The 24,493-nt window shown below is 35.6% G+C and carries 25 protein-coding genes and 1 other RNA gene; 9 read left to right on the top strand and 17 right to left on the bottom strand.

What is annotated here, in order from left to right; all coding sequences use genetic code 11:
* Positions 1-338: 338 nt before the first annotated feature.
* Genes KGF86_RS16720 through ftsW form a run of 3 tightly spaced genes read left to right on the top strand, consistent with a single transcriptional unit; the run spans position 339 to position 3,304 of the window.
* Positions 339-947 carry a helix-turn-helix domain-containing protein gene (locus tag KGF86_RS16720; RefSeq protein ID WP_211742495.1) on the top strand — a complete coding sequence of 203 codons (609 nt, stop codon included), beginning with the start codon at positions 339-341 and terminating at the stop codon, positions 945-947.
* Complete coding sequence (gene rodA / locus KGF86_RS16715) at positions 944-2,107, top strand: rod shape-determining protein RodA (protein WP_425516500.1); 1,164 nt, start codon at positions 944-946, stop codon at positions 2,105-2,107. Before KGF86_RS16720 ends, rodA begins: the two co-directional genes overlap by 4 nt.
* Positions 2,108-2,134: 27 nt before the next feature.
* On the top strand, positions 2,135-3,304 hold the full coding sequence (gene ftsW, locus KGF86_RS16710) for a putative lipid II flippase FtsW (protein ID WP_246521651.1): 1,170 nt from the start codon (positions 2,135-2,137) through the stop codon (positions 3,302-3,304).
* A gap of 82 nt (positions 3,305-3,386) precedes the next feature.
* On the opposite strand, the gene KGF86_RS16705 is transcribed toward ftsW, so the two are convergent.
* The 8 genes from KGF86_RS16705 to KGF86_RS16670 all read right to left on the bottom strand — a co-directional run bounded on the left by KGF86_RS16705 (position 3,387) and on the right by KGF86_RS16670 (position 9,660).
* Positions 3,387-3,782 carry a GyrI-like domain-containing protein gene (locus tag KGF86_RS16705; RefSeq protein WP_211742494.1) on the bottom strand — a complete coding sequence of 132 codons (396 nt, stop codon included), beginning with the start codon at positions 3,780-3,782 and terminating at the stop codon, positions 3,387-3,389.
* A gap of 151 nt (positions 3,783-3,933) precedes the next feature.
* Positions 3,934-4,446 (bottom strand): HXXEE domain-containing protein, encoded by a 513-nt coding sequence (locus KGF86_RS16700; protein WP_211742493.1) that lies wholly within the window; start codon positions 4,444-4,446, stop codon positions 3,934-3,936.
* 33 nt (positions 4,447-4,479) lie between these two features.
* On the bottom strand, positions 4,480-5,295 hold the full coding sequence (locus KGF86_RS16695) for a lipid II flippase Amj family protein (protein WP_211742492.1): 816 nt from the start codon (positions 5,293-5,295) through the stop codon (positions 4,480-4,482).
* Between the two features lie 90 nt (positions 5,296-5,385).
* Complete coding sequence (locus KGF86_RS16690) at positions 5,386-6,168, bottom strand: GNAT family N-acetyltransferase (protein ID WP_211742491.1); 783 nt, start codon at positions 6,166-6,168, stop codon at positions 5,386-5,388.
* A gap of 167 nt (positions 6,169-6,335) precedes the next feature.
* Complete coding sequence (locus KGF86_RS16685; protein WP_343221475.1) at positions 6,336-6,806, bottom strand: DUF5412 family protein; 471 nt, start codon at positions 6,804-6,806, stop codon at positions 6,336-6,338.
* Positions 6,807-7,212: 406 nt separating this feature from the next.
* Positions 7,213-7,563, bottom strand: coding sequence for a hypothetical protein (locus tag KGF86_RS16680; protein ID WP_211742490.1), 351 nt, complete (start codon positions 7,561-7,563; stop codon positions 7,213-7,215).
* Positions 7,564-7,915: 352 nt separating this feature from the next.
* Entirely contained in the window at positions 7,916-8,773 is an 858-nt protein-coding gene (locus KGF86_RS16675) for a peptidoglycan DD-metalloendopeptidase family protein (RefSeq protein ID WP_211742489.1), read from the bottom strand.
* 314 nt (positions 8,774-9,087) lie between these two features.
* Positions 9,088-9,660 (bottom strand): CotY/CotZ family spore coat protein, encoded by a 573-nt coding sequence (locus tag KGF86_RS16670; RefSeq protein WP_211742488.1) that lies wholly within the window; start codon positions 9,658-9,660, stop codon positions 9,088-9,090.
* 227 nt (positions 9,661-9,887) lie between these two features.
* Here KGF86_RS16670 and KGF86_RS16665 point away from each other — a divergent pair, with 227 nt between their 5' ends.
* Positions 9,888-10,526 (top strand): hypothetical protein, encoded by a 639-nt coding sequence (locus KGF86_RS16665; RefSeq protein ID WP_211742487.1) that lies wholly within the window; start codon positions 9,888-9,890, stop codon positions 10,524-10,526.
* Between the two features lie 523 nt (positions 10,527-11,049).
* Here KGF86_RS16665 and ssrA read toward each other — a convergent pair.
* The 7 genes from ssrA to secG form a co-directional block, all read right to left on the bottom strand.
* Positions 11,050-11,410: a transfer-messenger RNA gene (gene ssrA / locus KGF86_RS16660) on the bottom strand.
* A 156-nt stretch (positions 11,411-11,566) separates the two neighbouring features.
* Positions 11,567-13,231, bottom strand: coding sequence for a M20/M25/M40 family metallo-hydrolase (locus tag KGF86_RS16655; protein WP_211742486.1), 1,665 nt, complete (start codon positions 13,229-13,231; stop codon positions 11,567-11,569).
* Positions 13,232-13,291: 60 nt separating this feature from the next.
* Positions 13,292-13,759 (bottom strand): SsrA-binding protein SmpB, encoded by a 468-nt coding sequence (smpB, locus tag KGF86_RS16650; protein ID WP_186870530.1) that lies wholly within the window; start codon positions 13,757-13,759, stop codon positions 13,292-13,294.
* A 160-nt stretch (positions 13,760-13,919) separates the two neighbouring features.
* Positions 13,920-14,726, bottom strand: coding sequence for a zinc transporter ZupT (zupT, locus tag KGF86_RS16645; protein WP_211742485.1), 807 nt, complete (start codon positions 14,724-14,726; stop codon positions 13,920-13,922).
* Positions 14,727-15,054: 328 nt separating this feature from the next.
* Positions 15,055-17,355: a ribonuclease R gene (gene rnr, locus KGF86_RS16640; protein ID WP_211742484.1), complete on the bottom strand. Its 2,301-nt coding sequence runs from the start codon at positions 17,353-17,355 to the stop codon at positions 15,055-15,057.
* 40 nt (positions 17,356-17,395) lie between these two features.
* A complete protein-coding gene (locus tag KGF86_RS16635; protein WP_211742483.1) occupies positions 17,396-18,142 on the bottom strand; it encodes an alpha/beta hydrolase in 747 nt (248 codons plus the stop codon).
* A gap of 140 nt (positions 18,143-18,282) precedes the next feature.
* The gene (gene secG, locus KGF86_RS16630; protein WP_186870534.1) at positions 18,283-18,516 is read right to left on the bottom strand and encodes a preprotein translocase subunit SecG; all 234 of its coding nucleotides are present in this window, start codon (positions 18,514-18,516) and stop codon (positions 18,283-18,285) included.
* A gap of 180 nt (positions 18,517-18,696) precedes the next feature.
* On the opposite strand from secG, the gene KGF86_RS16625 reads away from it, so the two are divergent.
* Both KGF86_RS16625 and ptsP read left to right on the top strand, forming a co-directional pair.
* Positions 18,697-19,638: an alpha/beta hydrolase gene (locus KGF86_RS16625; protein ID WP_186870535.1), complete on the top strand. Its 942-nt coding sequence runs from the start codon at positions 18,697-18,699 to the stop codon at positions 19,636-19,638.
* Between the two features lie 99 nt (positions 19,639-19,737).
* Positions 19,738-21,450, top strand: a complete 1,713-nt coding sequence (ptsP, locus tag KGF86_RS16620) for a phosphoenolpyruvate--protein phosphotransferase (RefSeq protein WP_211742482.1) — start codon at positions 19,738-19,740, stop codon at positions 21,448-21,450.
* Between the two features lie 89 nt (positions 21,451-21,539).
* Here the strand turns inward: ptsP and KGF86_RS16615 are convergent, their stop codons facing one another.
* Positions 21,540-22,091: an MFS transporter gene (locus KGF86_RS16615; RefSeq protein ID WP_211742481.1), complete on the bottom strand. Its 552-nt coding sequence runs from the start codon at positions 22,089-22,091 to the stop codon at positions 21,540-21,542.
* A gap of 93 nt (positions 22,092-22,184) precedes the next feature.
* Positions 22,185-22,673 carry an ArsR/SmtB family transcription factor gene (locus KGF86_RS16610; protein ID WP_211742480.1) on the bottom strand — a complete coding sequence of 163 codons (489 nt, stop codon included), beginning with the start codon at positions 22,671-22,673 and terminating at the stop codon, positions 22,185-22,187.
* A 302-nt stretch (positions 22,674-22,975) separates the two neighbouring features.
* Between KGF86_RS16610 and KGF86_RS16605 the strand changes: the two genes are divergently transcribed.
* The 3 genes from KGF86_RS16605 (at position 22,976) to KGF86_RS16595 (ending at position 24,429) form a co-directional block, all read left to right on the top strand.
* A complete protein-coding gene (locus KGF86_RS16605; protein ID WP_211742479.1) occupies positions 22,976-23,530 on the top strand; it encodes a TetR/AcrR family transcriptional regulator in 555 nt (184 codons plus the stop codon).
* Between the two features lie 21 nt (positions 23,531-23,551).
* Entirely contained in the window at positions 23,552-23,914 is a 363-nt protein-coding gene (locus KGF86_RS16600) for a DMT family transporter (RefSeq protein WP_186870540.1), read from the top strand.
* A gap of 107 nt (positions 23,915-24,021) precedes the next feature.
* Positions 24,022-24,429, top strand: coding sequence for a YvaD family protein (locus KGF86_RS16595; RefSeq protein ID WP_186870541.1), 408 nt, complete (start codon positions 24,022-24,024; stop codon positions 24,427-24,429).
* Positions 24,430-24,493: the final 64 nt, after the last annotated feature.

Below are 24,493 nucleotides of genomic sequence, written 5' to 3'. Positions count from 1 at the left end.
TCTTCCCACCATTCGGTTTTTTAGGTTTTCCAATTATTCTATCATTTACCGATTTACCTTGTTAAGATATCATTTCATATGCCTTCATCTTAATTAAATCAAATTATTCTAACAAATCAAAAGATACATTCTCCCTATTGAATCAATTTATTTACTTAATAATATTCTTTATATCTAACTTTTTTCCTTCTTATAAATACTTTTTTTTAAATAATTATAGATTTATCTTAAGAAGCACAGATACTATTTCGAATTCATGTTCGTTGACAAATTGTCAACACTCTTTTAAATTTAATATATCGTATATAGCAATGTCACTCCAATTGAGGTGAGGACGAATGACAGAAGTGAATACTTCTTTACTTAAATTAAAAATTGAACAACAAAATATAAGTTTACGACAACTATCAAAAGAGACAGCTATTCATACATCAACCATATCAAGAATCCTAAGTGGAAAAAGAAAAGCAACACTAGAACATCTTCAAGCATTTTCCCGGTGTCTAGACATTCCATTATCAGAACTAATTCGTGAAAATAACAGTGACGAAGAGGAGATTCCAGGCTCCTTTTATCATATCCACTCGATTGTAAATGAAATGCAATTACCGATAGAAAACTTTACCTTTGATGCTTTAAAACAAAAATTAGCTATTTTCCAAGAAGAAAGTATGAAGGAATCCGGAAGAACGACGATATTACAGCAATTTAAAACGAAACTAGGCGAGCTAAATAGTCAAGGTCCTTTTATAAAGCAGCTTAAAGAGATGGAACAAATCTTTAAAGAACAAAAAGCAACAAGGAAGGATCTAATTCTAATAGGAAGTGCATTACTATATTTTGTAGCGTCCGTTGACATGATTCCTGACTATTTATTTCCAGTCGGATATTTAGATGACGCGTTTGTAGCACAGTATGTCATGCAACAGGTGTCAATAAAACAATGATGCGTTCAGTCAATAACAAAAAGTCATCAGTAGATTATATGATTCTAACCCTCCTTGTTGCTTTAGTTATTATTAGTGTCATCGCGATTTATAGTGGATCGGGACAATACACTAATAGTGATCCGTATTATTTTGCTCGTAGACAGTTGATGTGGTATATCGTTAGCTTCGGTATTATGATTGCTGTTGCTAGGTTCGATTATGAATTACTTGAAAAATGGGCTATATATCTCTATATATTTGGAGTTATGTTGCTTCTTTATGTGAAGTTCTTTGGTGTGACTACAAAGGGTTCTCAAAGATGGATTGATTTAAAATTTATGGATTTTCAACCGTCTGAAGTGATGAAGATATTTATAGTCCTCTACTTGGCAGCTGTATTGAAAAAATATGGAACTGAAAAATTATCATTTAAGAAAAGTATTCCAGTCGTATTAAAAACGATGGTCATTACGCTTATTCCGTTTTATCTCATCTTAAAGCAACCAGACCTTGGTTCTGCTTTATTAATCGCAGTAACTGCTTTAGGAATATTATTTATCTCAAATACTAATTATAAAATGATTCTACTTATCCTATTTATGATGGTATCCGGTAGTTCACTTCTATTCTATTTATTTAATTACCATCAAGAATTAGTTGCACCCTACCTGGAATCTCATCAAATGGGGCGTATCAATAGTTGGCTTAACCCTAATGAATATACATTGAACTATAGTTATCAAGTGAAAAATGCCCTAGTCGGAATTGGCTCAGGACAATTTACAGGTGCCGGATTTAATCAAGGATACCAAATACAAACCGGTCGAGTTCCTGAAGCACATACCGATTTTGTCTTCGCTGTTATTGGTGAGGAATTCGGTTTTGTCGGTAGTAGTATTGTTATTCTGTTATACTTCCTACTAATCTATCGAATACTATCGATAGCACTAAAAGCAAATAATGTATTCGGTTCTTATATTTGTGTAGGTGTCATTATATTAATAGCTTTTCAAGTCTTTCAAAATATTGGTATGACCATCAGTTTAATGCCAGTAACCGGTATTGCATTACCGTTTATAAGTTATGGAGGTAGTGCATTAATAACGAATATGATTGCACTTGGTTTAGTGCAAAGTATTAATAGAGAAACTAAGGAATATATGTTTTCATCAACATAATATGAATGATGTAGAAAGGAGTTAGCTTTGCAGTTTATTAAACGTATCGATTTATCATTATTTATAGCAGTGATTCTCTTTGTTATATTTGGGGTTGTCATGGTGTATAGTGCGAGCTTTCCCTACGCTACATTACGGTTTGAAAACCCCGAATACTATCTCTATCGACAGCTCTTTTGGGCAGGAATTGGCTTTATTCTCATGTTAGTAGCGATTGTAATCCCTTATAAAGCCTATGGTAAGCTAAGTGCTATTTTTACTCTCGCTACGATACTATTATTAATACTAGTCTTAGTACCACATATAGGTGTGGAGCGCAACTTCTCGCAAAGATGGATATCACTTGGTGGGATATTACTGCAACCAGTTGAATTTACTAAATTATCGATGCTGATCTATTTTGCCTATTTCTATAGTCGCAAAGAAGATCAGTTCGATAATTTCAAAAACAGTGTCTTGCCACCTCTGATTATGATAGCTATTGTATTTGGTTTATTACTTGCTCAACCTGATCTTGGCTCAGCTACGTTAATTTTATTTTCTTGCTGCTTAATTTTATTTTTTACAGAGATTCGTCTCCACCATCTGCTGTTATTAATTGGTGGTGCTGTCGTTAGTTTCGCTGCATTTGCGATTATGTCTCCTTACCGTCTACAACGGATCACATCATTTTTAGACCCGTTTGCGGATATTCAAGGAGCAGGTTATCAATTAATTAACTCTTATATCTCTATCCATTCTGGGGGGCTAACAGGATTAGGTCTCGGACAAAGTATTCAAAAGCTGGGCTACTTACCAGAGGCACATACTGATTTCATTATGTCCATTATTACCGAGGAGTTAGGTTTTATCGGTGTGCTACTAGTCATTAGCTTTTATCTTTTCTTTTTCATAAAAGGGCTTCTAATAAGCAAACGTGCCCCTAATTCCTTTGGAAGACTCCTTGCCATTGGGATTACACTACAAATTATTATGCAAATGTTTATCAACCTAGGAGCAATTCTAGGACTATTACCGATAACAGGGATTACGTTACCATTTATCAGTTATGGTGGATCATCACTGTTAATTAGTATGATTTCAGTTGGAATCCTATTGAATATTTCCAGTTGGTCAAAACAAGTGAACACACAACAAGCAACAAATTCAGGGCAACGTCTTTTTAAAGGAGAACGGAGCATGATTAGTCCGTATTAAAATCGCACGAGTATTCAAGTCGTATCTTGAATACTCGTTTTTTACATATTTTATATCACGTTTGTTCATATAGCTTCATTACTTATTGAACTGCTATATAGATTTCGATCTGACCATTTGGATAATATTTTTCAAAATCAAAAGAATAGGCTCTCTTTAATTCGCCTTTCTCTTCACGCTCCCATATCTCCTGCCATGCCTTCACTATGCCATTCTCATCTGATGTATCTACTGCAAATCGTTCATAATTAGCTTCTGGAATTTTAATCGTGGTATCACCTTCGCTACTTTCTATTGCAACAGTTAAAGTATAATCCCCCTTATAGTCACTCTCGTAATCAGAGTAAAGACCATATATAATGTCATCCTTATTTTCTAAAACCGTGGATGCCTCTTTCCACATAGTTGAAATTTTTTCCATCATGGCATCATCATTAAAATTATTCGTTCTAACACGCTTTACTACCGCTAAATACATAATACCTCTCCCCTCCGATTGTTTTATTACACGTATTATCTTCCAACCAAATAATAACATAATATTCCAAATTCAATACAATATTATGTTATATTGGACTCCTTAATTTAAAATCTTTTAGTCCTATTTATTTCTATCCTAGTATACATGTTTATGATTTACTCCACTTCTCTCCAATACGATGACTAAGAAGGAATATTGGTATGAGTACTATTATCACTACTAGTGCACCGATAATCGAATTCAAAGCAAACAGATCGGTATTGTAAAAATGATAGAAAAATAAACTATAATACGGGATAATCAATAATACTGATGTGATAACTCCTGGCGTGTAGCTCTTTAAATACAAGGCTTGTAGAGGGTGGGTAAAAATGTTTAAAGCAAAAAGCAGGTTAACCCCCAAAAATAAGTAATCATACTGAGTCAATGCACTTATCATCACTAGGGCAGAGGTAAAAATAGAAAACACAAAAACAACGACCGCAAACTGAGCGGATGTAGTATCCTGATAATTCTTCAGTTCCTTTTGTACAAAGGAAGGAATCCTATCCCTAACCTGTGGATACGTTTTGTGAAACCATCTTTCAATGGTTATAATCTCCTCCAAATTATGAAGCATAAATATGATTAAAAATAATAGACTCCACACGTAAATATCCATTTACTCCCCTCCAGTCTTACAAATTCTCATATCTTAAATCCATATAGCAAACCAGGCAACATAATTTGCCGCAGGGATAAATATAAATTGAGCAAGAATGGTTCCACATAACTTGGAGCTTATCATCGTTAACGAGTAGCTCTTTAAATAAATATAACTACTTTCCTTCTTCATAACTCGATCTGCTAGCACGGAAGCTTTAGGGTCAATAAACAGTGTTAGGAGAATAGTCGCTATGCCATTAATAATCCCTGAGGACATTAATGCCGCTTGGGCATAATCATGCGGTACTATCATGGATGCATATATGGAAGACAGTACACCAATTGTAAATACAGCGGAAACAATGACATTCGTAACAAAAAGTCGCTTAGGAATCGTCTTATACGTAACCCCTTTTAGATAATGGAGTCTCGGTAACCTAAAGCATAATAATACTTTCTTTATTCCTCGAAGATTAATATGATTCATGAACAGCCCTATAATCGACCCTCGTTGGTTAGATAGTTGCACAATAGCTTTGGAGAAAATATTGATAAATGTTGGGAAAAGTAGGATACCTACTATTACCCCTACAGATGTTACACCAATTAGAATCCTATACTGCGCTTCTATAAATTCAAATCTATTTATTTCAGGGGCCTCAGCGATTAATTTTGCGGTTAAAGGCTGTTGAATCATTGTAGAGAAACGGGAAACAATCACTAATGTACTAAATAATGATATGGCCGTTGCAATCAGTTTTACTCTTGTTCCAGAAATTCTAGTCGAATAGGCTAACGTCTCAATCATTGTTATGATTAATAAAAAGATCGCTATAACCATAACTTTCCCTGTCATTAAATCCATAATATACTCCTTTAAATCTAGTATAACGTCATGCAAGCTAATTAGAACTTCATAGGATTAGTATTTGTCTTCTACCCCTTAATCATTATCTTATATAGTACATGATTTCCTGCCGTCAATAAAATAAGTATCATATGATTCCTTAAGTATGTATCCTAGCTTCTTTGCTAATTCAGCAGATTCCAAATTCGCTCCATCCCAGCTTGGGTAAAATCCTCTTTCTAGACAATCTAGTATTAAAGCAGATGCTGCTACTTTAGCTAATCCCTTCCTTCTGTGTTGTGGATGTGTAGCAATTTCAATCTCGATACCTTCATCATAAATACTATAAGATGTTGCTGCACATACAACTTTGCTTTCATATAAAATTGCATAACCTATGCCTCTATTAATAAAATCTTGAATGGAATCAAATACACTAACGAAGTCTTCAGAAAGCTCATGGAATGCCGGTTCATTAGCTATATGAGTATCAACTTTCATTAATTCATATCTGGTTGGCAATGAAGACAATACGTTCTGTAAATGCATTCTATTAAAATGATTTGAGTTCTTTTCAAATCGGTACCGCTGAAACTTTTCCCAACCACTATGAATAGATTCGATACGATTCTTCCATTCCTCAGAATCCACAATTGCCAACGTAAATTCTGGTATATTGTATAGCATTTCCTCGGCTTCTTTCGTATTGGCATCACCTGCAAAAAACACAAAAATCCCAACAGTTATTTGAGCAACCGTAGGATTCTCTAGGTTATCCACATAAGCCGTTCCCATATGACCTTGGAGACACGAGAGGATAATCGTACTATCAATAGGTGCAAACATCGTTTCTAGTTTATTTCTAACATCAGCATTTGCTTTATATATCATTCCATTCCTACTTCCTTAAACGTAATATTAAATCCACCCTTCTATTTTATCATAACAATCGGTAATTATTTCCTTTTATTTAAAAATTATGTATACTTCTGTATACTGTCCTCCAACTAAATCAATACGCATATCCAATTCAATATTGCACTCGTTCATAAAAGGATTTAATTATGGTAGCAAGTCTCATATTCGTCCTTCATTAACAAACTTCTACAAGCCAAACCATTTTCGTGATAAATCTCTTTACCAATTTCTAATTGAATACTTCTATTCGATTCTGGATAATGAGGTTCATCATTTAGAATATATAAGGTGTTCTCATCTACCCATTCCATAGTAAACTCACTTTTTGCATCGCTATAGTAAACGGTTTGAACCTTATTCATCTTCCCATTATGCGTAACCTCCACCCATACATTCACACCACCTGCTGCTCCACCATATGGCTCATAATAGGCATTAGCCGTATACGCTTCAGTTGGCGACGGAATAGGTCCAGGTCCCTTTTGAGTATGAGTTTTATCTATATAATTAAATGTAAAAAAGTATACTTCATATATATAAATGATAGCTACTAGGAGAAAACCTATACACGTTGCAATTAGCATTTTTTTCGGAAAGGCTTTCTTTTTCACTAGAGAATGTATCATATTCACACATAAGATTAAACATAAGATACAGGTTATGCTAAATACGATAGAGCCAATTAAAATAAGAATAAAAATTCCCCTTTCTATGGTTGATTGCCTAAAACAAATCTCATAACGATATTACTTTTTAATAAACACGTACAAAACTTGAATAGCATCATAATAAATATTACCATCCCGTTTAGTCGAATTATGTAAAAAATAGGTTAATTATTCCTTTCACTTATACTAGTTGTTGTGAGTATTCAAGGAGCAACTGTTCCAAAGGGAAGGTAATAACTTGAGAGGACACTGTTTAAACATTGGATAGCCGACTACTAAATATAGAGTTCGCTATTTCTGAAAGTAGAAATAAAGCCCAGCTGATTAAAAATCGCTGGGCTTTCTATCCTCATAACCTATTAGAAAAATCATTCGTACTACCTGCTACAGCAACAACTACATTTCTTGCACTTATCATCATGCCCATGCCTATTGCAATGATCATGATAGTTGTCCTCTTGGCATTTATGGTGGCTATACTCTTTCTGACATCCGCATGGATAATGGGTTTTCTTTCTGCAGCAGCAATCACCATCATATTTTTGCTTTTGACAGACAACACAAGATTGGTTTTTTTCATCACATTTATGGTGATAGTATTCCTTTTGGCAACTACATGAACCATGGGATTTGTTTCTGTAACAATCATCACAGCATCTTTGCTTTTGACTGTTGCAAGTGTGATTTTTTTCGTCGCCATATTTATGCTTATCATATTCTTTCTGACAACCACATAGACAATGAGATTTCTTTTTATAACATTCATCAAAGCGATATTTTTTCTTTAAACATTCACACATAATAGAATGATACCACATCGTTTTCCCCTCCCTTCTTTACTATCATCCTACGCAATAAAGCAGAGAGAATCTTGGACTAGTTTCGTAGTCACTACAATCATTTTATTAATCTGAGAGATAATACGATAGATTAATAGACCTTCCATGGATAAACGTAGAAAAGCCCAACCACTATCCGACAGTCGGGCTTCCGTAGTTAATTCTAGTTACTTGAGTTAGATATGTCCGTTGCTAAATTCACGTCACTTACTCTTACGCAATTACAGCACCAGTTGATGGATGCACGTAAATATTCACTTTGCCAAAATCTCTAGTTTGAATCGTTACAACGTGAGCTTGTGGTTTACCAAGTACTTCATACTGCAAACCACCGAATTTCCTAGGATTTAAAAATCCTTTCTCATTCCCTTTTATTGGTGCTTTATTTAAAGGATATACTCTCCATCTGGATATTGTTCTTGGTAGATATAGTGTTTCTTTCCTAGATGTACTATTTTCAGGCAGTTTAATTCTTTGACCAATTAATATCAAATTCCTTTGGCTAATGCCATTTAGCTTAGCAAGTGCATCTACGCTTGTATTAAACTTATTAGCAATCTTTGTTAACGTATCACCAGGTTTAACTACATACACAGTTTCAGATTTTGTATCATTATCTGTGGCATAATATTCTTCAAGATAGTTAGTAGGATCATGCGTTCTTGCGATAGGGTCATCTATCCACCCCAGTGCAGGACTTGACTTTTTACGGACTTCGTAATGCAAGTGAGACCCTGTTACTCGATTCCCGGTTGCCCCTTGGCGTCCTATTATATCTCCTTGATTAACCCTTTGACCTTTTCGAACTGCAACAGAATCCAGGTGTGCATATATATGTGCGCAATTATTCTTATCTTGGATGACTACCACTTTACCATAGCCTCCGACCCCTGTTCCAGACACCCCGTCAGCCGCATATAACACGGTACCTCCAACAAATGCTCCTAATGGTGCCTGATGAGCCTTTACTAGGTCAATACCACTGTGAAATACATTTGGTTGCCCTGTAATCGGATCCGTTCTATATCCATATGGGCTTGTTATTCTAAAACCTAATTCTGCGAATGGCAAGCTTTCCACCTCCTTATTCATCTCATTTATTTGTTGCTATTTTGATTGGTCGAACAATCTAGTTCCATACATAATTTTCTCTCAGACATTCCCGCATACATAATGTTCTACTAATAATACTAATATTACTCGTTTACAACTAAAGGTTAATTTATATTTTGGTTCTTTAAATTGGATTCACCAAATAGCTTAAAGTACTTATTTATACTTTAATTATTGCTTACTTACCTAATAAAACCGAACATTGATAAGAATCTATTTAATTAGAATTCGACTTAGGTCGGTTTTATTATTAAATTTCCTCCATCAAATATTTATTCTTCATAATTGTTATGCTCTTTTAGAATGTCCAAGCCACTATATGGAGACAAGGGGCTAATTGGGTCTAAACAAGTAATTCCACAGAAGCAATCTAAATCGATTGTGGTACATACCCCTGTACTTCTAAACTGTATAGTCTTGTAGGGAGTTTGCTCTTGAAAAAAGTCACATAAATACTCGCCACGATCTGCTACCGGAATGCCATTAGCATTTACTGGTCTTAATAATTCTACTACAACACAGTTATTCTTATTATCATTAAATTTAATAGCTCGTAATATTGGTGTTTCTATACATTTGAAATAACTTTCATTTGGATAACCTTTAATAGGTGCTTTTATTATTCCACTTGCTATATAGGGTTTGTTATCTCTAGAAGTAAGAAAAAACGGGATAGTATTATTAAAATTCCTTTTATAGTTAGACTGCGATAATAACTCCATAATAGACTTTTCACATCCAGAGTCACATTTATTTTGTTTAACCTTATCTTGTGCATCAATGATCTTTCTAACTACATCACTAATACAATTTTCATAATTAGATTCATATTTTTTGCTGTTCATATAATCACCCCTTTCAGGATTTCACTGTTTTTATTAGATTATGTGGAGGACTACGGAATGACTGTTTAATAGTCTATAGTATAAGGAATAAATCTAGTAATGTACGGGCGCTCCGCATAATAAACCCTTTGACATATAGTATTCATACATTTTTTACAATTAAACTATTATCCGTTTCATATTGAATTTCGTTCGCATTTAATAGAAGTATAGGAGGTGATAAAACTATGGAAAAAAGAAAATGTGATAGCTACCAAGAAGAGGAGTTGCGTGTAATGGGTAAAAAATTATGTGAAAAACATCGAGAATCAGAAGGTTTCAAGTGTTGGTGTTACGATTGTCACGATGAATGTGACTGTAAAAAAGATCATAAAAAAGATCATAAGAAGGATGACAAAAAAGACCATAAAAAAGATGGTCATAAAGACAAAGCAAATTTAAAAAACTTTGAATTCTACACCTTAAATCCGAATGTACAACAACCTAATCGTTTTGAATTACCGGTAGACGTACAAACCCCAGTTGCTTCTGTAACATTAGATAAGGTAAAAAAAGGTGACGTTGTATGGTTGAATGGTGTCTTTGGCTTAGACAATGATGATCCAGACGACTTTGCAACAATTATTATGAGAATCTATAAAGGGAGCCCATCGGTATTTATACCAGGAGAAGAGATTTACCGAGCAGTTATTGAAATAGACGATGCAGGTAATGATGATCAAGTACTAGAGCCATTGGCACACGTTGACGTGATTACTGAAAATGATGAAAATGTAACTTATACTGTGACATTAGAAACAGATGAAGACCCAGTATTTTTAAATGGTCCGGTAACATTTACTGCTGCATTAATTAGTACACGATAACAGTTATAGGAATGTCTTTGATACAACTGTAACTATAATAGTAAAAGCTAATACTAATAGATATAGTCCAAGATTATTAAAAGTTTCATCCTAAAGTCTCTTTTTCAAAATCATCACTTTTCGGTGATTTTGTAATTTTGGAAAATATCAGTAAAGCAATCTTTAATCAAACATTTTATATACAGCATACAGGGCATGAGCTCGAAAATTTTCGGAGAGCATGCCCTTTAAATTCGCCTTAATACAATTTGTCGTAAAGCGAAAAAAAGATATAAATAAGTGGTATACAGTGTCAACACCAACCAAAGGAGATGTTTTCATTCTTTTACATTAAAATGGATTATTCAAAAATATTGATTGTCGATATCTATTTTATTTACGAAAATAACTATAAAAAAGGACTAGTCCTTTTAGCAAGAACTCGTCCCTAATCTTTGTTAATGCACTAATTGAAGTATAGACTTACTTAGTATATTATTATGCTTTCTATCACACCATACAAAAAAACCACCAACATATGTATTGGTGGAGACGGCGGGAGTCGAACCCGCGTCCAAAGGTATCGGCACTCAGGCTTCTACACGTGTAGTTGGTATATTATCTTTCACTAGCTCTTCAGCCTACCAACAGGCTTCCGAGTAGCTAGTCCGATTGATTTCAACGCTCATCCTCAGACTGCGGATAACCGTATAGCCCGCTTCAGTTGAGACCCTTCAATCCGCTTCACGGGCGAAAGCGGGAAGGATCCTTTAGAAGTGCTTACGCAGCTGCTAAAGAGTAATTGTTTTCTTTGCCAGTTATATTTAGGCGATAACGTTTTACGAGTCGTAACCTCGACGCGCAACCTGAGCTCGACCTACCCCTGTCGAATCCGTAACGTCCCCATAAAGGAAAACGCTCGGGTAAATACGAGCACATTATTATTCAATTATTAATCGCTTATTAGCGACATGATTTATTATAACATATCCAAAAACATTTTCAAGGGCTCAAAGGTGGGATGTTTTCCCACTAAGACTTACGTTTTCCAGTTCACAGTTCTACTCACTTAATACTTTGTCTATCACTAGCTTCGTCATATTCGGCACAATCTCCATCGAGTACGCTATTTCTACTCGTTCAAGCTTCTTATGAGCATCCAAGCCATAAGGACCGATATTAATCACCGGAACATTAATGTCTCTTATAGCATCATAATCTACGTAATGCTTCGTTCCCCAAGCTGGATTATTATCCTTTACAGCCTTTATTCCAGCTTCATCATCGCTAATCGCCATAAAGCTCATGTCAGAGATATAGGGAAAGAAGTTCTTCACCTTTATCGGTTGTTTATATACGGATTGAATGGTATGAACCGCTTCATCTAAAGCATCATTCAATTTCCGTTCATTAGACGTTTTCCCTGTCAATTCAATTCGCGGATAATATAAGGAAGAATAAAATAATATAATGGTTGGATTCTTATCCTCCATCCACTTCCACGCTTCCTCAACCACTTTTAAAGCAAACATACGTGTATCGAGAGAATCATCATGAAGTAAGTTATTTTTGAAAACAGCCATTGCTTCTTTATACTTGTTACCATGTGCTTTGATTAACATCTCATCCATTTCTTCATAGAGGAGGACTCGTGGCTCCCACGGAACCCCGTCATTCCGTTTTCCTGACATGTTACAATACGTGTTATAGCTCTGTTCAAAAACAGTTAAAGCATTTTGAAAAGCAATATGAGCTTGCTCCTTCAACAATTCAAGTGCTTCCTTTGGCGTCCAGGAATGGATGAAAAAGTTATAATATACAAACGCTCCTAAAGCTGTCTGTACATTATATGCAGCCTTTAAATCCATTTGCTTTAGGGCAACTGGTGGTAATGTATGTTCACCATGTGCTTCATTACAAAGCTCGGGATTATAGCTGATCTGTCTCGTTAATTCGGATGCAATGAAATTAGGATCAATTCCCTCAAAGGCAGCACCGACATGGGTTTCAGCCCCAGTAATATAAAAGGATGGGAGCAATTTCCCTACGGTGCCTTTATAAATATAGCGATTCGGATCCCCCTCATATAATGGCGATACAAAATCAGCATTTATCGCAGCAACATAATCAAATCCTTGCTCTTCTTTCCATTTATTTAATGTTTTAAGTGCAGAGAGAATACCATGAGAACCATCCTCTTCATCGCATTCTGCAATAAACACGAGGTTACCATTTAGCTTTTCCGGATGTTCAGAGAAATATTGAAGTAAATACAAATTACTTGCCAGCCCACTCTTCATATCGAGAGCTCCACGGCCAAATAACCATTCATCCGGAAGCAAATGCTCTCGGTCCTTAAGTGAAATCTCTTCATCCTTTAACCATTCCATCCATTCATCCGGTTGAAAAGCATAGTCTGCCTGTTGATTAAAATCCTCTACCCCAACTGTATCCATATGTCCCATCATGATAACTGTCCGATTACTATTTCCTTTTGTTCCTTTCACATAAGCAAGAACATTATGGCGTTCCATCTCATCGTCTATCGTTTTTTCAATTACTAAGTGATCCGGGTTTGCTTGATAATAAGGAAAAGATGCTATCATCGTGTATAAGGAATGAGCAATTAAACGCTCGCCATCCGTATTCACAATACTTCGAATCGAAACAAGCTGCTTAGTTAAATGTAAGACCTCATCACGACATTTCATTAAAGAATATCCCATTCACTTTATCCCCTTTATAGTGTAAAACCATCAGTCACTAGTAAACTGATGGAAATATTCTTATCGATTATAGTCTTTTATTGCACGATCAATATCACGCTTCATTTGTTTCTTCTTTAAATCCTCACGTTTATCGTATTTCTTCTTCCCTTTTCCAAGTCCTATTAATACTTTTGCATAGCCATTTTTCAAATAGATCTTCAACGGAACTAGTGCATACCCTTCTTGCTGGGTCAAACCAATCAGCTTATCAATTTGCTTTCGATGTAGTAATAGCTTCCTTGTTCTAGTTGGATCATGATTGAATCGGTTACCTTGTTCATACTCCGAAATATGCAAGTTGATTAATTGAACTTCACCACGCTTATCGATTCGAGCATGGGAGTCCTTTAAATTCACACGTCCCGCACGCAATGATTTAATTTCGGTACCTTGTAGGACAATCCCCGCTTCATACGTATCTTCTATAAAATAATCATGTGATGCTTTTTTATTTTGTGCAATAACTTTACCTTCACCTTTAGGCATTGTTTCGCCCTCCTAAAACTACGTGCATCAATTTTACCAAATAATCCAACGTTATTCCAATAAGAAGGGAAGTAATCAGGTTATAAGCTTGTCCAAGCAAGCTGTAATAAAAACCCCAAAGGTACCAGCTTCGTACCTAGGGGCTCTATAGATTCACATGTTATAACAGTAAAAGACTTAATGCCATTAATGCCATACCACATATTACCCCATAAATGGAGACATGGGCTTCATCAAATTTTTTCGCTGCTGGTAATAATTCATCAAGCGAAATAAACACCATAATTCCAGCTACAGCTGCAAAGATAATACCAAACATCGTTTCCGTTAAGAATGGCATTAGGAATAAGAAAGCGACAATTGCTCCAACAGGTTCTGCAAGTCCGGAAAGAAAAGAATATTTAAATGCCTTTTTCTTATCATTTGTAGCATAGTAAATCGGAACGGAAACCGCGATACCTTCTGGGATATTATGAATTGCGATCGCTATAGCAATGGCAAAACCTAGCGTTGGATCCTGAATAGTCGAAACAAAAGTAGCAATACCTTCTGGGAAATTATGTATCCCAATTGCTACTGCTGTAAAAACGCCCATTTTCATCAGGTCTGGATTTTTTGTTACTGCTCCATTGGTCTTCATATCCTCCACTTTCTTTAATTCGTGTGGGTTGGAACCCGACGGCACAAACCGATCAATTAATGCAATCAGTAACATTCCCGCAAAGAAGGATACAACGGTTAACCATCGCCCTCCACTCTCACCTAATTCTGAAACAAGCGAATCTTGCGACTTTACAAATATTTCAACCATGGATACATAAATCATCACCCCAGCAGAAAAACCTAACGCAAAAGATAAAAACTTCGTGTTTGTTGTTTTCGCAAAAAACGCTAGTAAACTTCCTATCCCAGTAGCCAAACCGGCCATTAACGTGAATAAGAAAGCAAGTATCACTTCATGTGGCATTTCAGTAGATCTCCTTTTCATAGTTGGACTACCTAATTTGTTTTTCCCTAGGGAAACATTTTAATATAGAAATATATTATTCGATGGATGATAAATATGCAATAAAAAAATTCAAAAATTTACAATAGACTAGTTTAGATTAATTCTGCACAAATGTATGATTTTCCTCAAACCCGTAATTTCACTTTTTTCTTTCAACTATTAGATCACATGTCTTTTAGTTATGCTGGCGCGAAAGATTCTTATACTTCCCTATCTGCTATAAGAAAAAAGACTAATTCTGCCAGCTAGAACAGAATCAGTCTTTTAAATAAGGCGTTATTTATGCTTATTTTTTATTTTTTGTTTTTGCTCTCTTAGATTTAGCTGGATGCTTGGAGGATTTGCCGTTTTTGGCAGGTTTACCCGCTTTTCCATTCTTACCAGATTTCCCTTTATTAGGGCTTCCATTCCGGCCTTTATCTAATCTATGTGGCAGTTCCTTGTTTCCTTTCTTTCCTACTCCTACAATTTCAAAATCAATTGCATGCTCGTCCATGTTCACACTAGTGACGCGAACGTCAATTTCTTGTCCAATTCGATACACTTTACCGGTACGTTCACCGATCATGGCATAATGACGCTCATCAAAATGATAGTAGTCATCCGTCAAATAGCTTACATGAACAAGCCCTTCAATGGTGTTTTCTAATTCAACAAATAACCCAAAACTAGTCACAGAGCTAATAACTCCAGTGAATTCTTCACCAATTCGGTCCTGCATATATTCTGCCTTTTTCAAATCGTCCGTATCACGCTCTGCATCGACTGCTGTACGTTCTTTCTCAGAAGCGTGTCTGGCAATCTCAGGTAGCTTCTCTTTCCAGCTGCCGATTGTCTTTGCGTCCAATGACTTTTCAATTAAATAGGTTCGAATTAAACGGTGAACAATCAAATCAGGATATCGTCTAATTGGTGATGTAAAATGCGTATAAAACTCCGTAGCAAGTCCAAAGTGACCGACACCTTGTGGATCATACTTTGCCTGTTTCATCGAGCGAAGCATAAGCTTCGAGATAATCATTTCCTCTGGTTCGCCCTCTGCATCCTCCAGCACCTTTTGTAAGCTTTGCGGGTGGATTTCATTTGCTGTACCTTTGACTTTATAGCCTAACCCACCTAAGAACTCAAAGAAGTGTTGTAGCTTACTTTGATCTGGGTCCTCATGGATACGGTGAATAAATGGTACATCCATCCAGTGGAAGTGTTCGGCAACCGTTTCATTAGCTGCTAACATGAACTCTTCAATTAACCGTTCCGCTACAGAACGTTCTCGAATTACGACATCCGTTGCCTTTCCTTCTTCATCTACTAATACTTTCGCCTCTTTAAAATCAAAGTCGATTGCCCCGCGACCCATCCGCTTCGAACGTAGAATAGAAGCAAGCTGTTCCATTTGCTCAAACATCGGTACTAGTGGCTCATATCGCTCTCTGACTTCTGCATCTCGATCGACAAGTATTTTATTGACATCGGAATAGGTCATTCTTTCGGTAGTGCGAATGACACTTTGGAAAATTTCATGATTAACTACTTTTCCCGTTGAGTCGATTTCCATCTCACAGCCTAGTGTTAATCGGTCCACTTTCGGATTTAAGGAACAAATTCCATTCGACAAACGATGGGGAATCATCGGGATAACTCGGTCTACAAGGTAGACACTTGTCCCACGCTCAAACGCCTCTTTATCAATTGGTGTTCCTTCTTTTACATAATAACTAACATCTGCAATATAAACGCCTAATTTATAATTGCCGTTATCTAATCTTTTCACTGTTACCGCGTCATCAAGGTCCTTGGCATCTGCACCATCGATGGTCACGATTACTTCATCACGAAGGTCGCGTCTATTTTCTAGCTCTACTGAATCGATTTCATCTGGTGTATTAACCGCTTGTTCTAACACTTCTGGTGGAAAGTCCATTTTAATGCCATGTTTATATATAATCGAGATAATATCAATCCCAGGATCATTTTTATGACCAAGAATTTGTATGACTTCCCCTTCCGCACTCATTCGATTCTCAGGATATTTCGTAATACGAGCAATTACCTTATGGCCATCTACTGCTCCATTCATCTTACCTTTAGGGATAAAAATATCGTTTGGGATGCGTTTATCATCAGCTATAACAAAGCCAAATGCTCTGTTGTACTCAAACGTACCAACAACCTCGGTAATAGCTCGTTCAAGAATCCGAATGACAACCCCTTCTGGTCGGTTTCCAGAAATATCCTGCTTTTCAATCCGCACTAATACACGATCATTATTCATTGCGGATGCTAAGTCCGAATGATGAATGTACACATCGGTTTCATTTTCATCATCTGGAATTAAGAAGGCAAAGCCCTTTGCATGCATTTGAATTCGACCACGGATTAAGTTCATCTTTTCTGGAAGGCCAAATCGATTCTTTCTTGTCCGAACAAGCTCACCATTGTATTCTAATTCATTTAACGCTTTTACTAGCTCCTTAAATTCGACTACATCCGTTATTTCCAGAATCTCTTCTAATTCTTCTACCGCTAAGGGCTTGGAATCATAGGTTTTAAAAAACGCGCGTACCTTTTCTACCATTGTTTCACTCATATGACACCCTCCTTCTCTTTCTACTCTTCATTGTTGTATCTCATTCTGCCCAATCTAATGATTCTAAAAACTGATAAATATCTTCATGTAATTGCTCTTTCTCTTTATCAATTGTAATGACATGGCCAGATTCTTCATACCATTTAATTTCTTTTTGCTCTGCTTCCACATTCTCATAAATATATGTAGCACTGGCAGGATTAATCATCTTGTCTTGTCTCGCCTGAACAACCATGGTTGGTGTATAAATGGTGTCCACATTAGACTTAACATCCGTTATCAACTTACCAAGTGCTTCAAACATTGGACTAGAATTTTCCATTAAATAGGATACCTCATTTTGGATTGTTTCTTTATCTTTTCCTTCTAGTTGTTTATATTCCTTTGAAAAAACCTGGAAACCAGAAGTTAACTGCTTTTCATTGTCAAAAAACATCGGAGCACACATCGGTATAACCCCTTTTATATTTTGCGAATATGCAAGTTTTAAACTAAATACACCACCTAATGACAGGCCTGCAACTGCAATTTCGTTATAGCCTAAATCTTTAAGGTGTTGAAAGGCTTTCTGAACATCCTCCCACCATTGGTCAGGTCTTGTTTCAATTAATTCCTCAGGCGGAGCACCATGTCCACGATAAATTGGTGCATGGCTCGTATATCCTTTCTTCTCTAAAAAGCGTCCAAGCATCCGTACATCGGCTGTATGTCCAGTAAATCCATGTAATAATAAAACAGCTCTTGGTCCTGCTTCAAATGTAAATGGTTTTGGTTGTATTACTTTCATCTGACATAAACTCCTTCTCTATTCTTACTTTACCCTTTATACTATAACTTACACGAATTTGAGTAGAAAAACTAATCAATTATTCTAATCGATATACAGTAAAAAACCCTTACCACTTTTGTGATAAGGGTTGTCATCGACTATTGTAATACGTAAGCACTTAAGAAAGCTAAGACAAAGAATAATACTCCCGCTACAACAGTTGATCTGTGTAGAACAAGGTCAATTCCTCTAGCTTTTTGCTTCCCGAATAATTGCTCCGCTCCGCCTGAGATAGCCCCAGAAAGACCAGCACTTTTACCACTTTGTAATAGAACTAAGATAATCATAATAATTGCATCCAGAACTAATAGAAAATTCACAACACTTCCCATGTTACCATGGCACCTCCTGATCTTAAACAGACAGTTAACTATTCATACTTTAGCATAATTTCAAATACTTTATCAAGCTATTTTTATAAAAGTAGAATATATTATACATATAATAGCATTTCCTAAAAGATTAATCTATGATAAGCATATTACCAGATCATGTAATAGGGAGTGATTGTAATGAAAACGACTTTCTGGATGAAAACGGATGATAACGTAGAACTCTATGTCGAAAAATGGCATACCCCTGATAGACAACCGAAAGCCATTGTTCAAATAGCACATGGGATGGTAGAGCATATCCAACGTTATCATGATTTTGCTAGATATCTGCTAGAACAAGACATATTCGTCTATGGAAATGATCATCGAGGACACGGAAAAACAGGTCAAAGACAGGGGCTAATGGGCTATTTCGCTGAGGCAGATGGTTTTACAAAAACAACAGATGATTTGTTCACCATCACCAAGAAGATTCAGGAGGAATACCCAAATGTACCCATTTTTTTACTAGGCCATAGTATGGGTTCCTTTCTAGCAAGAAATTACATACAAATGCATAGTGACATTCTTCAAGGTGTAATTCTTTCAGGTACAGGCTTTTATCCATCGTTAACTACTAGTCTCGGTAAAGCTCTTTCAGCTCGGTTAAACCCTGTAGAGAAATCCCCTTTGATGAATAAACTTGCCTTTGGCGCATTTAATCGTAAAATTCATAACCCAAAATCCCCGTTCGACTGGATCTCACGAGATCCTGACGTAGTAAAAGCATATATGCAAGACCGTTTTGCAGGATATATACCAACAGCACGCTTCTTTTTCGATTTAATGACAGGCCTACAATTCATACATAATCCAAAGCGAAATGCTAATATACGTAAAAACCTGCCAATGCTATTTATTAGCGGTGAAGCAGATCCAGTTGGTAACTATGGAAAAGGAATTTGGAAAACTGTTTCCCTCTATACACAGCTTGGACTTGATAATGTTACAACGACACTTTTCGAGGGAGCACGACATGAAGTGTTGAATGAAATAAATAAAGAGGAAGTTTACAACATAATCCGACAATGGCTTTTACAAAATATGACAACTTATCCACCTAAAACGCTTTCAATTTGAACAATTTGTATACAAAAGTGTAATCGCTTGAAACCTAGGTATATTACGGTTAAAGTAGTTAAGTATAGTAAAAATTATTTGAAGGGTTGGTACAATCGTATGACAAACATCCATGGTATTGCTGCATCTTCTGGCATTGCAATTGCAAAAGCCTACCAGCTAGTAACACCGGACCTAACATATACTGCAGAGACTGTTGATAATCCAGAAAGCGAAATCAAGCGATTAGAAGATGCGTTAGAAATCTCAAAACAAGAGCTTGAGAAAATTAAGGCTCACACTTTAAAAGAACTTGGTGAAGAGCACGCAGAAATTTTCTCAGCACATTTACTAGTTCTAGGAGATCCAGAACTAATTAATCCAATTAAAGATAAAATTAAAAATGAAAAACTATCTGCTGAGGCCGCATTAGATGAAGTAGCTAAAATGTTCATCGAAATGTTTGAAAGCATGGACAATGAGTACATGCGTGAGCGTGCTGCTGACATTCGTGATGTAACCAAGCGTGTATTAGCACATCTTCTTGGCGTATCTTTCCCAAATCCTGCATTAATTGACGAAGAGGCTATCGTTATTGCTGGTGATTTAACACCATCTGACACGGCTCAATTAAACCGTCAATTTGTAAAAGGATTTGCAACCGATATCGGTGGACGTACATCACACTCTGCTATCATGGCAAGATCTTTGGAAATACCTGCTGTAGTCGGTACAAAAGAAGTTACAAAAACCATCTCCCAAGGTGATATCGTCATTATTGATGGAATCGACGGTAATGTAATTGTCAATCCAACAGAAGAGCAAATTAAAGAATACGAAGCAAAAAGTGAAAGCTTCAAAAAACAACAAGCACTTTGGGCAGAATTAAAAGATGAGCCTACCTTTACTTCTGATGGTGAACAAGTGGAGCTTGTGGCAAATATCGGTACACCTGAAGATGTAACTGGTGTTATTAACAATGGTGGAGAAGGTGTTGGTCTTTACCGTACAGAATTCTTATATATGGGTAAAAGTGATCTCCCTTCTGAGGACGAGCAATATGAAGCATACAAATCTGTTCTGGAACAAATGGGAGACAAGCCTGTTGTAGTTCGTACACTAGATGTTGGTGGGGATAAAGAGCTACCTTATCTTGACTTACCAAAAGAATTAAACCCATTCTTAGGCTATAGAGCAATCCGCTTCTGCCTAGAAAATGAACATGTTTTCCGTCCGCAATTACGTGCACTACTTCGTGCAAGTGTTTATGGAAACTTGAAAATTATGTTTCCAATGATTGCGACACTAGAAGAGTTCCGTAAAGCGAAAGCAATCCTATTAGAAGAAAAAGACAACCTTAAAAATGAAGGTCACGACGTGTCAGATAATATTGAAGTAGGTATAATGGTAGAGATTCCATCCACTGCTGTTATCGCAAAACAATTTGCTAAGGAAGTAGACTTCTTCAGTATTGGTACAAACGACTTAATTCAATATACAATGGCTGCTGACCGTATGAATGAGCAAGTATCATACTTGTATCAACCATACCATCCATCAATCTTAAACCTTATCAATAATGTTATTGAAGCTGCACATAGTGAAGGTAAATGGACTGGTATGTGTGGAGAAATGGCAGGAGACCCAATCGCGATTCCTATCCTACTTGGTTTAGGGCTAGATGAATTCAGCATGAGCGCAACATCTATTTTACCAGCACGTACACAATTAAAAGGCATCTCTAGGAAGGAAATGGCTTCTTACAAGGACAAGCTATTAACTATGTCTACAGCAGAAGAAGTTGTTGCATTTATAAAAGAAAAAACAGAATAAAGATTTAAAAGCCCAGACATTGAGTCTGGGCTTTTACTATGTTAGATAGAATTCTATAATGAAGTCTATTCTTTCTCCCCTTATATAGACTATATCGCCTTGCTCTCAATATCAGGAAGTTTTCGTAAAACAGAACTACTTAACCAATACATGCTGAAGATAATCATTGTAATACCGCAGAATAATACAGCGATTTCTGGTGCGAAGGTATCACCGATAAAACCACCAATTAAAGCACCAACAGGCATTCCTAAAGATGCTGTACTACTTAACAAGGTAATTACTCTCCCTATAAATGCTGTCTCTACCTGTTTTTGTATAGCTGAAAATACAAGAATGTTTAGTATCCCAATAGAGATTGCACCTATACTGAATAAAATCATAGATGGGATTAAAGGTAAAGTTGCTGTACCGACCCACATAATACCAGTACCAATGTATGAAAATATAATGATTTTCCCGAAATCTAATTGCTTTAATTTAGGAGTAATCATCGTACCAATCATTATTCCTGTTGACAAGGCAGCTAGATAAAATCCATACATTGCTTCTGTCCCATTTCCTTTCAAAAGGGAGAATGCGGGTAAATTGGTTGTCATGATAGTCATTGCAATGTTAATAAAAGTTATAGAGAATATCATGTTAGGAATCAATGACTAACCCATTAACAAATATACCTGTCATTAAGATTAAAAAGTTTCTTTCCCGCATAAATGGCTTTATTATTCTTTTCATTATTCCTTCTCCTCCTCGTTAGATTCTTTTATAAGAAATTCAATGGAATAAGGTGATTGTTCTTCAGTATCTTTCTCTTTATGGGATAAATGTCCATATTTAAAGAACAAATTCTCTAATTCTTCACTTAACTGAGCCACAAGTTTTTTCGACAAGTAGATATTGGTAGTTCTACCATCCATATGCCCCGGTGGAGATACTTTCTCCGGATTCTTATATATTCTAGCTCGAGCTCTATAATATTTTTCTACAATCCCCTTTTCCATATTAATACTCTCAATTTCTAGAATATCGTGTTTTAAAAGCTGCTGAATATGATAGTAAACAGTCCCATGGTTTTTTCCCACTAAATCTGCTACTTGCTTAGGTGTCATCGGCTGTTCGTAAAGATAAGCTACTATTCTAGCTCGTAAAGGATTCGATAGCACTTTCTGTTGTTCCCAATTAATTTCCATCACGTTATCATTAGCCAATTTTTTTCTGTCCATTGTGATCACCACTCCTAATTAATTTATATATTTTTTTCTGAAAAAACCTAAATCAAAAAAACATTATGGACCTTAATAAATCATTTATACGAAAGTGTCCGATTAAATTAGGAACATTCGTTTCGTTTCTTCAATTTTTCATAAGTTTATAGGATTGTTTAAAAACACTCCTCATTTTATTTCATTCTTTTAGAGAATTGTTGAAAAAAACTCCTAACTCAACTATTTATTTTTCAATAGAATCAATGTATAATAATTATGGTACTATAATATTACCATTAGTACCAAGGAGGTAAATAAGTATGCATGATAGAATAATCCAAGAAGCAATTAATCTGATTCATGAGAAAGGTTTTTCATTTACTATTAGTGACTTAGTTAGGAATCTAGGAACAAGTAAACGAACCATTTATCAATATTTCGATTCTAAAGATTCTATAATTGAAGCGATAATTGAAGAATTAATCTCTGAAATCAAACTGAAAGAACAACATATATACAATAATGAGGATCTCAGCTTGATAGAAAAAATCAGAGAATTACTTATCTGCATACCGGAAGAATTTCAGATAATGGATTTTCGCCTATTAATTCAACTAAAAAAGCTACATTATAACCAATGGGAAAAATTAAATAATTTTATATCACATGAATGGGACATTGTAATAGAACTTATAGAAAGAGGGATAAATGAAGGGGCAATACGCAAAATTAATATACAATTATTCATAGAGTTGTACTTAGGTGCAATCAATCAGATATATGATGCGAAATTCTCCCTCAAAAATCGTTTAACAATGAGCCAAATATTAAATTCCGCTATAGATATTCTATTAAATGGTATCTATGTAGAATAAAAAGGAAGGGAAGAAGGAGCTTTGCATTGGATATATTTAAGTTTAGCAATAATATTTGAAGTTTCTGGTACCATTTCCATGAAAATTTCGGAAGGTTTTAGTAAGGTTATACCTAGTACCATGCTTATATTATTTTATATCTGTAGTTTAATCTTCCTGACATTGACATTAAAGGATTTAGAGGTTTCCATAGCATATGCTATCTGGTCCGGTATGGGTATTGTTATTATCACAGTTATAGGGTTTGTTTATTTTAATGAAAATATTAGTTACCTGAAAGTTTTTGCTATTGCTTTAATTATTATTGGAGTAGTGACATTAAATATGACTGAAGGTCAAAAAGCTCCTACCCATAAAGATATAATGGAGCATGAATCTAACTAATTTGGGGTTCTTGTGTTAATTGGGAACTTGTTTATGGGGTTGTAGATGAGGATTAAAATTCTGACCTACATAAACAAAAACTTAATCATATGATAGGCGGTATAGAAATGAAACTATTGAAACCTTTTTTCTTAGTTACAGATATAGGTTTTATTATTTATTGGTTTGCTACCTTTTTCCACCTAATACCTAAAAGTGTTGCTTTTAAAGATTACGATAACCCTATAATTATAGCGTGGAATTGGTCCTTTTTTCCACTGGATATACTTATTTCAATTACAGGTTTGTTCAGTCTGTATTTATATAAACTGAAAAAGGATTCTTGGAAGGACTATGCGTTAATTTCCTTAGTATTAACATTCTGTTCCGGTTTACAGGCAATAGCCTACTGGGCATTCATAAGGGATTTTGATTTAATGTGGTGGGCTTTTAATTTATATCTTATGATTTATCCATTGTTCTTTCTAAGAATGTTATTAATACAAAAGAATAGTGTTTCGTTCCAAAGGTCATGATTAGCCATCAGAGCATGTTTAACAAGTTATTACATTGGATTTAAATATTTCTAGATAGTGGTAC

The sequence above is a fragment of the Ornithinibacillus massiliensis genome, assembly GCF_018310345.1.
GTDB lineage: Bacteria > Bacillota > Bacilli > Bacillales > Amphibacillaceae > Ornithinibacillus > Ornithinibacillus massiliensis.
This window is presented reverse-complemented; position numbering and strand designations above follow the sequence as displayed.

What these genes read in the sequence shown, in the direction of transcription:
- KGF86_RS16595 (WP_186870541.1), top strand. Translation starts at nt 24,022, where the DNA reads ATGAAACTATTGAAACCTTTTTTCTTAGTTACAGATATAGGTTTTATT.
- zupT (WP_211742485.1), bottom strand. Translation starts at nt 14,726, where the DNA reads ATGCCACATGAAGTGATACTTGCTTTCTTATTCACGTTAATGGCCGGT.
- KGF86_RS16720 (WP_211742495.1), top strand. Translation starts at nt 339, where the DNA reads ATGACAGAAGTGAATACTTCTTTACTTAAATTAAAAATTGAACAACAA.
- KGF86_RS16615 (WP_211742481.1), bottom strand. Translation starts at nt 22,091, where the DNA reads ATGATATTCTCTATAACTTTTATTAACATTGCAATGACTATCATGACA.
- KGF86_RS16695 (WP_211742492.1), bottom strand. Translation starts at nt 5,295, where the DNA reads ATGGATTTAATGACAGGGAAAGTTATGGTTATAGCGATCTTTTTATTA.
- rodA (WP_425516500.1), top strand. Translation starts at nt 944, where the DNA reads ATGATGCGTTCAGTCAATAACAAAAAGTCATCAGTAGATTATATGATT.
- KGF86_RS16705 (WP_211742494.1), bottom strand. Translation starts at nt 3,782, where the DNA reads ATGTATTTAGCGGTAGTAAAGCGTGTTAGAACGAATAATTTTAATGAT.
- KGF86_RS16670 (WP_211742488.1), bottom strand. Translation starts at nt 9,660, where the DNA reads ATGAACAGCAAAAAATATGAATCTAATTATGAAAATTGTATTAGTGAT.
- KGF86_RS16665 (WP_211742487.1), top strand. Translation starts at nt 9,888, where the DNA reads ATGGAAAAAAGAAAATGTGATAGCTACCAAGAAGAGGAGTTGCGTGTA.
- rnr (WP_211742484.1), bottom strand. Translation starts at nt 17,355, where the DNA reads ATGAGTGAAACAATGGTAGAAAAGGTACGCGCGTTTTTTAAAACCTAT.
- KGF86_RS16690 (WP_211742491.1), bottom strand. Translation starts at nt 6,168, where the DNA reads ATGATATATAAAGCAAATGCTGATGTTAGAAATAAACTAGAAACGATG.
- ptsP (WP_211742482.1), top strand. Translation starts at nt 19,738, where the DNA reads ATGACAAACATCCATGGTATTGCTGCATCTTCTGGCATTGCAATTGCA.
- KGF86_RS16680 (WP_211742490.1), bottom strand. Translation starts at nt 7,563, where the DNA reads ATGGCGACGAAAAAAATCACACTTGCAACAGTCAAAAGCAAAGATGCT.
- KGF86_RS16700 (WP_211742493.1), bottom strand. Translation starts at nt 4,446, where the DNA reads ATGGATATTTACGTGTGGAGTCTATTATTTTTAATCATATTTATGCTT.
- secG (WP_186870534.1), bottom strand. Translation starts at nt 18,516, where the DNA reads ATGGGAAGTGTTGTGAATTTTCTATTAGTTCTGGATGCAATTATTATG.
- KGF86_RS16655 (WP_211742486.1), bottom strand. Translation starts at nt 13,231, where the DNA reads ATGGGATATTCTTTAATGAAATGTCGTGATGAGGTCTTACATTTAACT.
- KGF86_RS16605 (WP_211742479.1), top strand. Translation starts at nt 22,976, where the DNA reads ATGCATGATAGAATAATCCAAGAAGCAATTAATCTGATTCATGAGAAA.
- KGF86_RS16625 (WP_186870535.1), top strand. Translation starts at nt 18,697, where the DNA reads ATGAAAACGACTTTCTGGATGAAAACGGATGATAACGTAGAACTCTAT.
- KGF86_RS16610 (WP_211742480.1), bottom strand. Translation starts at nt 22,673, where the DNA reads ATGGACAGAAAAAAATTGGCTAATGATAACGTGATGGAAATTAATTGG.
- smpB (WP_186870530.1), bottom strand. Translation starts at nt 13,759, where the DNA reads ATGCCTAAAGGTGAAGGTAAAGTTATTGCACAAAATAAAAAAGCATCA.
- KGF86_RS16635 (WP_211742483.1), bottom strand. Translation starts at nt 18,142, where the DNA reads ATGAAAGTAATACAACCAAAACCATTTACATTTGAAGCAGGACCAAGA.